Source organism: Kluyvera sp. EC_51, assembly GCF_019584505.1.
GTDB lineage: Bacteria > Pseudomonadota > Gammaproteobacteria > Enterobacterales > Enterobacteriaceae > Kluyvera > Kluyvera sichuanensis.
Genome location: NZ_VDAG01000003.1, coordinates 1 through 6,473, shown reverse-complemented (window position 1 = coordinate 6,473; position 6,473 = coordinate 1). Strand labels below are relative to the sequence as shown.

Below are 6,473 nucleotides of genomic sequence, written 5' to 3'. Positions count from 1 at the left end.
TTTAAATCCCAGCGTGGCGCCGATTATCCGTTTCAGTTTGCCATGATCGCATTCAATCACGTTGTTCCGGTACTTAATCTGTCGGTGTTCAACGTCAGACGGGCACCGGCCTTCGCGTTTGAGCAGAGCAAGCGCGCGACCATAGGCGGGCGCTTTATCCGTGTTGATGAATCGCGGGATCTGCCACTTCTTCACGTTGTTGAGGATTTTACCCAGAAACCGGTATGCAGCTTTGCTGTTACGACGGGAGGAGAGATAAAAATCGACAGTGCGGCCCCGGCTGTCGACGGCCCGGTACAGATACGCCCAGCGGCCATTGACCTTCACGTAGGTTTCATCCATGTGCCACGGGCAAAGATCGGAAGGGTTACGCCAGTACCAGCGCAGCCGTTTTTCCATTTCAGGCGCATAACGCTGAACCCAGCGGTAAATCGTGGAGTGATCGACATTCACTCCGCGTTCAGCCAGCATCTCCTGCAGCTCACGGTAACTGATGCCGTATTTGCAGTACCAGCGTACGGCCCACAGAATGATGTCACGCTGAAAATGCCGGCCTTTGAATGGGTTCATGTGCAGCTCCATCAGCAAAAGGGGATGATAAGTTTATCACCACCGACTATTTGCAACAGTGCCCCCACAGAATGATGTCACGCTGAAAATGCCGGCCTTTGAATGGGTTCATGTGCAGCTCCATCAGCAAAAGGGGATGATAAGTTTATCACCACCGACTATTTGCAACAGTGCCCACACGATTAATACGCACCAGATAAGGGCGTTTCGCGGCAGTTTCATAGCGTACTTCTCCTTGCCTTTCGGCAGGTAAGCGGCCATACTGGTGTTGACTAGACATACAGTCGGCCTCGGTTGTACTGACCCCAAAAAGTTGGACAGAATAACCGAGGCCTGACAGAAAGAGTTCGCATAAATGCGGACTCTTTTTTGTTTCTGGATACAGCTAAATTAACTTCTCAGCAGTCAAATTATCCATATTACTTAGCATTAGGGTTTAACGCGCTTCCCTGCTTCATCAACGACCTTTTCACCATCCTCTTTCGTGAATGCACCTTGCTGAGACTCCGGGAGAATATCCAGTACGACTTCAGAAGGTCTGCACAGCCGTGTTCCAAGGGGAGTCACGACGATGGGACGGTTAATCAGAATAGGATGTTTGAGCATAAAACCAATAAGTTGCTCATCGCTAAAGCTGTTCTCTGCTAGCCCTAACTGCTCATAAGGCTCCACGTTCTTACGCAACAGAGCACGGACTGTTATCCCCATATCTGCAATAAGTTTAACCAGCTCATCGTGAGTCGGGGGCGTTTCAAGATAATAAATAATGGCGGGTTCATTGCCACTGTTGCGGATCATCTCCAGCGTATTACGTGACGTGCCGCAGTCCGGGTTGTGATAGATGGTTATGTTGCTCATTTCAGTATCTCATTACAAAGTGACAGAGAGCCGCAGCGCCAGCGCGGCCAGAGTGACAAACAGCACCGGCAGGGTCATGATGATGCCCGTGCGGAAGTAATACCCCCAGCTGATAGTCATGTTTTTCTGCGACAGGACGTGCAGCCACAACAGGGTCGCCAGACTGCCTATTGGCGTGATTTTGGGGCCTAGATCGCAGCCAATCACGTTGGCGTAGATCATCGCTTCCTTGATGACGCCGGACGCCGTGCTTCCGTCAATCGACAGTGCTCCAACAAGAACTGTTGGCATATTGTTCATGACCGATGACAGGAATGCCGTCAGGAAGCCCGTGCCAAACGTTGCCGCCAGCAGTCCCTTATCCGCCAGCATATTCAGAACACCGGATAGATATTCTGTTAAACCCGCATTACGCAGGCCGTAGACCACCAGATACATGCCCAGTGAGAACACAACGATCTGCCACGGCGCACCGCGCAGCACTTTTCCGGTATTGATGGAGTGACCCTTTTTTGCGACGGCGAACAGTACCGCAGCGCCGACGGCCGCAATAGCGCTAACAGGGATACCCAGTGGTTCAAGCACAAAGAATCCAACAAGCAACAGAACCAGAACAATCCAGCCTGCTTTGAAGGTTGCAGGATCTTTAATCGCACTGGCAGGCATTTTCAGAAGAGAGACGTCGTATGTTGCAGGTATATCCCGGCGGAAAAACAGATGCAGCATGCCCAGAGTGGCGGCGATGGCCGCAATATCAACGGGAAGCATGACGGATGCGTATTCTGTAAAGCCAAGCCGGAAGAAGTCAGCAGAGACAATGTTCACCAGGTTCGACACGATAAGCGGTAAACTGGCGGTATCGGCAATAAACCCGGCGGCCATGACAAAGGCCAGCGTTGTCCGTTTGCTGAACCCCAGTGCGAGCAGCATGGCGATGACGATGGGGGTCAGGATGAGCGCTGCACCATCGTTAGCAAACAGCGCCGCAACGGCTGCGCCCAACAGGATAATCCAGGTAAACAGCAGACGACCGCGCCCGTTCCCCCAACGGGATACATGCAGCGCAGCCCATTCGAAAAAGCCCGACTCATCGAGCAGCAGGCTGATGATAATTACCGCGATAAAGGTCGCTGTTGCGTTCCAGACGATATTCCAGACCACCGGAATGTCACCCACATGGATAACACCAGAAACCAGGGCCAGCACAGCACCAATGCAGGCGCTCCAGCCAATACTGAGTCCCCGGGGTTGCCAGATAACCAGGATCAGCGTCAGTAAAAAAATACTCACTGCCAGTAACATCTTCGGCTCCATTACATATGGTTAAATGAATGTGTTGGATTCGGGTCAGCAGGATGATCCTACGGATATTTCTAGCCACTGACGAACATCTTCCCGCAGGCAGTGCCAGGATGTTGTGATAGTTTCTGCCGCCCATGCGGGCATATGTGGAGAGAGCCGGTAGTGGACCCATTTCCCTTCCCGACGGTCCAGCACCAGTTCAGCCTCCCGAAGGATTGCCATATGCCGGGAAATTTTGGGCTGCGACTCGGCGGTGGCCGCGCAAATATCACACACGCACATCTCACCGGATTCCCGGAGAAGCATCATGATAGCCAGACGGGTTTCATCTGACAGAATTTTGAAAAGTTGAACAGGCTGTAGCATTTTTCCTCCCGGTAATATCGATGTACACATATGATAAATCATATGTGTTTTTGTGGGTATCGTTGATTTCAGGAAGAAAATGTATCAGTTTTGTTAACGCAAACACTATCTGCGCTGAATGGCCGCAGGCAAGGCCGCCTGTTTCAGCCCGTATTAATTGCGTTCAATGAACCTGATCTGGTTTATTTCCTGTTTAACACCTTTGGGTCTGAATTATATTATAATTGCTATCCTGAATTATGGGGTGTTAATGAGGTTTTATGGAGCTTAATGAAAATAAATGCAATGATAACGAATATCATAATCGTTCATTGGCGGCACAAAAAAGTACGATGATCAGTGTAGCTGTAAATATATTGTTATCCTGCGTTCAGATTTTACTGGGGATATTTTCTGGCTCACAGGGATTAATCGCTGATGGCATACATTCGTTTTCTGATTTGGTGTCGGACTTTGTCGTTCTGATCGCCAATAAAAAAAGTCGCAAGCCTTCTGACGAAGATCACCATTACGGTCATGGACGCTATGAAAATGGGGCGTCGTTGATTATTGGCGCAATCCTGTTCCTTGTCGGGTCCATAATGATTTGGTCCGCAAGCGGCAAGCTGTGGCACCCTGAAGCCATTTCAGAGGTGCATATTGTTGCGTTGTGGGTAGCACTGTTCGCGCTGGTGACAAAGGAACTGCTTTTCCGCTATATGCTGGCTGTCGCGACACGCATTCAGTCGTCTCTGCTCATCGCCAACGCCTGGCATGCGCGCTCTGACGCAGCTTCATCAGTGGTCGTGTCTGTTGGGATTGTCGGTAATTTACTTGGCTTTCCGTGGCTTGATCCGGTAGCAGCAATAGTGGTTGGCGTTCTGATTGCCCGTATGGGCTACACTTTTGCCGCCAATGCACTTCATGACCTGATGGATCGTTCGGTAAGCACTGAGATGGAAACTGCAATTAAAGCGATTATTCTCGCTGTCCCTGACGTCCTCGGAGTACACGATCTGAAAACACGAAAAACGGGCGATCTCATACTGGTAGATGTACATATTGAAGTTGACGGCGAGCTTTCTGTCAGTGAAGGGCATGATATTGCCAGAGCAGTACGTCAGGCGGTTCTGGAAAATAAAAATGTGCTGGATGTCATGATCCACACTGACCCTTATCAGTGTGAAGAATTGCCCGTTTGCTAATTATTCCAGACTGCCTTTTTTTCCATAAAACATAGTCCAGATGACATCATAAAATATAGAGTCATCTGACTACGTTATTTTTCATGAACATTCCGGGCGTCCGTCAGCAACAGATTGGCGGACGCCTGACTCAGAGAAAATCTGTTGTAAACTAAAGGTGCATCTGAATTACGCTCTTTCTGAACCGGAAATTATTCATGCTCTCTGTTCCATGGCATAACGGCGAGCAGTTTTGCCATCCCGCACCAGCCTGTCATTCCTGCAAGCATCAGGCCCGCACCCACAAATCCGGGAATAACATACAGCACAGAGGTCAGGAATAGTCCGCCCAGACTTCCGCCGAGGGCCAGCGCCCCTGCGGCAATCTGTACTTGTCGCATGAGTGGTAGTGGCTGACGGCGATCAACGATAACCGGGTAGCCCGCCGCTTTCCAGGCATTGAGGCCTCCCTGCATGATCAGTGCCTGTGCCGGATACACAAACTGACTGAGTTTTTCTGCCGCGTTCCCGGTCCGCATACCACTCTGGCAATGGAAAATGACCGTATCCGTTTCGCTCAGCCCGGTCTCACTGAAGCAACCGGCATGAAGTTGTTCCAGCGGCAGGGAACGTGTGCCGGAAATGTGTTCCCTTCGCCATTCATCATGGCTGCGGATATCAATCAGAAGAACTGGTTTGCCATGCTGTGCATTAATTTCAGCAGGCGTCACGGTGACAGTGGTCATTTTATTCTCCCGGGCAGTAAATATTCTTCAGAGTCTGTACAACCGCAAAAATCGCGTCATTTTTGATGTGATAGCGGATATATCTCGCCTGACGCGTCCCTTCAAGATTTCATTCGTGACAGGTGCTGGGAGGTGGCTGAAGCACTGAGTCCGCTGAGTCTGCTCAGCTCTCCGGCCTCTGTACCAGGACTCCCGGTCAGAATGCAAAGGATCAGCAGACGTTGCGGATGACTCAGTGTTTTCAGCAATGCGGCCGCGTTTTCCGCCTGGCCTTGCAGTTCACTCATCTCGTTCATGGCTAAATACTTTAGAATCTCCTAAATTTAGATAATTCTAAACTATTAGGGTGGTTGTCAAGAAGAGCCAGAGAGAGTGGGTTAAGGTTTCGTTAATGTTTTTCCGTCAGATTGCCAGAACTACCACTGGTTAGAGGTGAAAAAACTATGGCCGTCAATCTTCGTCGCGCGTTACCCCATCAGGACACGCCTTTCTTTCGGGGACTTCATATTGTTGTCGCCGTTCTGGTTCTGGCTCAGATTATCAATTCGAATATGACGGAAACTGAGGCTCTGGGACAGTTTTCGTTGACAGGTATGGTGACTTTTCTGCACATCATTTCCGGGTTTGGTCTGTTGCTTTGTGGTGTGGTTATGCTGTTCTGGATGCTGGCTCAGCGTGGTGCCCGGTATTATTTCTCATACCTGTATCTGGATTTTCAGGGCGTCACCGACGATTTCAGGACGCTGCGTCAGTTTCGCCTGCCCGAAGCACATGCCGGAGGTATGGCTGCCATCGTTCAGGGACTGGGGGTGCTGTCATTACTCGGTGTGGCGGCTGTCGGCGGACTCTGGTTCATTCTGAATATGATGTACGGTCCCGATTCGGTCCTGGTACATGACGTTCTACATTTGCATAAGTTTCTGACGGTCTTTATTGAGACCTATTTCTGGGCCCATGGTGCGATGGGGATCCTTCATTTGCTCCTGACAATTCGGTTGCAACAGTTGAATAAGGAATGACACAGCCAGAGCGCAGCAGGTGCAGGCTCACTATCCGGAATCTGCTCTGCGTGGCGAATGTCTGTAAGGTATTTGATGAAAATGGGGCATAAAGCCATCCTACTGGTATGGCCGCATTATGTGATGTAACAGAGAGACTGTTCAAAATCACGCAATTGCGAACATGTCCAAGCCTTGCCGATCGCTACAGCGGACGCAAGAAAATTAACATGGACTGTCAGCACGCATAAATCAGGCAAAAACGTAAGCTAGATTCTGAGCGGATATGGGAAGGCCTTGAGACGGTATTCAACAGGACTGAGGCCTTTCAATTTAAGGCTGATCCGGCGGTTGTTGACCTGCTCCCCGTTGATTAGTACACCCCGATGTTAGTAATGTCTTCATAAGCCACATGAGGACATCCCCATGAAGAAGCGTTTTTCCGACGAACAGATCATCAGTATTCTCCG

General features: G+C 50.1%; 8 protein-coding genes and 2 pseudogenes. 2 read left to right on the top strand and 8 right to left on the bottom strand.

The annotated features are described in order from the left end of the window. From FHC49_RS01430 to FHC49_RS01410, 5 genes and pseudogenes are all read right to left on the bottom strand, one after another. On the bottom strand, positions 1-570 hold a 570-nt coding region (locus FHC49_RS01430; protein WP_032250345.1), incomplete at its 3' end, for an IS6-like element IS26 family transposase. Positions 571-730: 160 nt separating this feature from the next. Next, positions 731-850: pseudogene (locus FHC49_RS01425) on the bottom strand (DUF5431 family protein); the annotation flags it as partial. Positions 851-999: 149 nt separating this feature from the next. Then, positions 1,000-1,428, bottom strand: a complete 429-nt coding sequence (arsC, locus tag FHC49_RS01420) for a glutaredoxin-dependent arsenate reductase (RefSeq protein WP_035897523.1) — start codon at positions 1,426-1,428, stop codon at positions 1,000-1,002. A 12-nt stretch (positions 1,429-1,440) separates the two neighbouring features. Next, positions 1,441-2,730, bottom strand: coding sequence for an arsenite efflux transporter membrane subunit ArsB (gene arsB, locus FHC49_RS01415; protein WP_035897525.1), 1,290 nt, complete (start codon positions 2,728-2,730; stop codon positions 1,441-1,443). A gap of 45 nt (positions 2,731-2,775) precedes the next feature. Next, positions 2,776-3,096 (bottom strand): metalloregulator ArsR/SmtB family transcription factor, encoded by a 321-nt coding sequence (locus FHC49_RS01410; RefSeq protein ID WP_035897526.1) that lies wholly within the window; start codon positions 3,094-3,096, stop codon positions 2,776-2,778. A 260-nt stretch (positions 3,097-3,356) separates the two neighbouring features. Here FHC49_RS01410 and FHC49_RS01405 point away from each other — a divergent pair, with 260 nt between their 5' ends. Continuing rightward, positions 3,357-4,280, top strand: a complete 924-nt coding sequence (locus FHC49_RS01405; RefSeq protein ID WP_023328909.1) for a cation diffusion facilitator family transporter — start codon at positions 3,357-3,359, stop codon at positions 4,278-4,280. A gap of 191 nt (positions 4,281-4,471) precedes the next feature. Here FHC49_RS01405 and FHC49_RS01400 read toward each other — a convergent pair whose 3' ends face one another. Continuing rightward, entirely contained in the window at positions 4,472-5,005 is a 534-nt protein-coding gene (locus FHC49_RS01400; RefSeq protein WP_035897527.1) for a rhodanese-like domain-containing protein, read from the bottom strand. 1 nt (position 5,006) lies between these two features. After that, positions 5,007-5,301 (bottom strand): annotated as a pseudogene (locus FHC49_RS01395) (ArsR/SmtB family transcription factor). A gap of 147 nt (positions 5,302-5,448) precedes the next feature. On the opposite strand from FHC49_RS01395, the gene FHC49_RS01390 reads away from it, so the two are divergent. Then, positions 5,449-6,024 carry a cytochrome b/b6 domain-containing protein gene (locus FHC49_RS01390; protein ID WP_035897528.1) on the top strand — a complete coding sequence of 192 codons (576 nt, stop codon included), beginning with the start codon at positions 5,449-5,451 and terminating at the stop codon, positions 6,022-6,024. 248 nt (positions 6,025-6,272) lie between these two features. Here FHC49_RS01390 and FHC49_RS24550 read toward each other — a convergent pair whose 3' ends face one another. Continuing rightward, the gene (locus tag FHC49_RS24550) at positions 6,273-6,377 is read right to left on the bottom strand and encodes an IS3 family transposase (RefSeq protein WP_370631739.1); all 105 of its coding nucleotides are present in this window, start codon (positions 6,375-6,377) and stop codon (positions 6,273-6,275) included. Positions 6,378-6,473 lie beyond the last annotated feature (96 nt).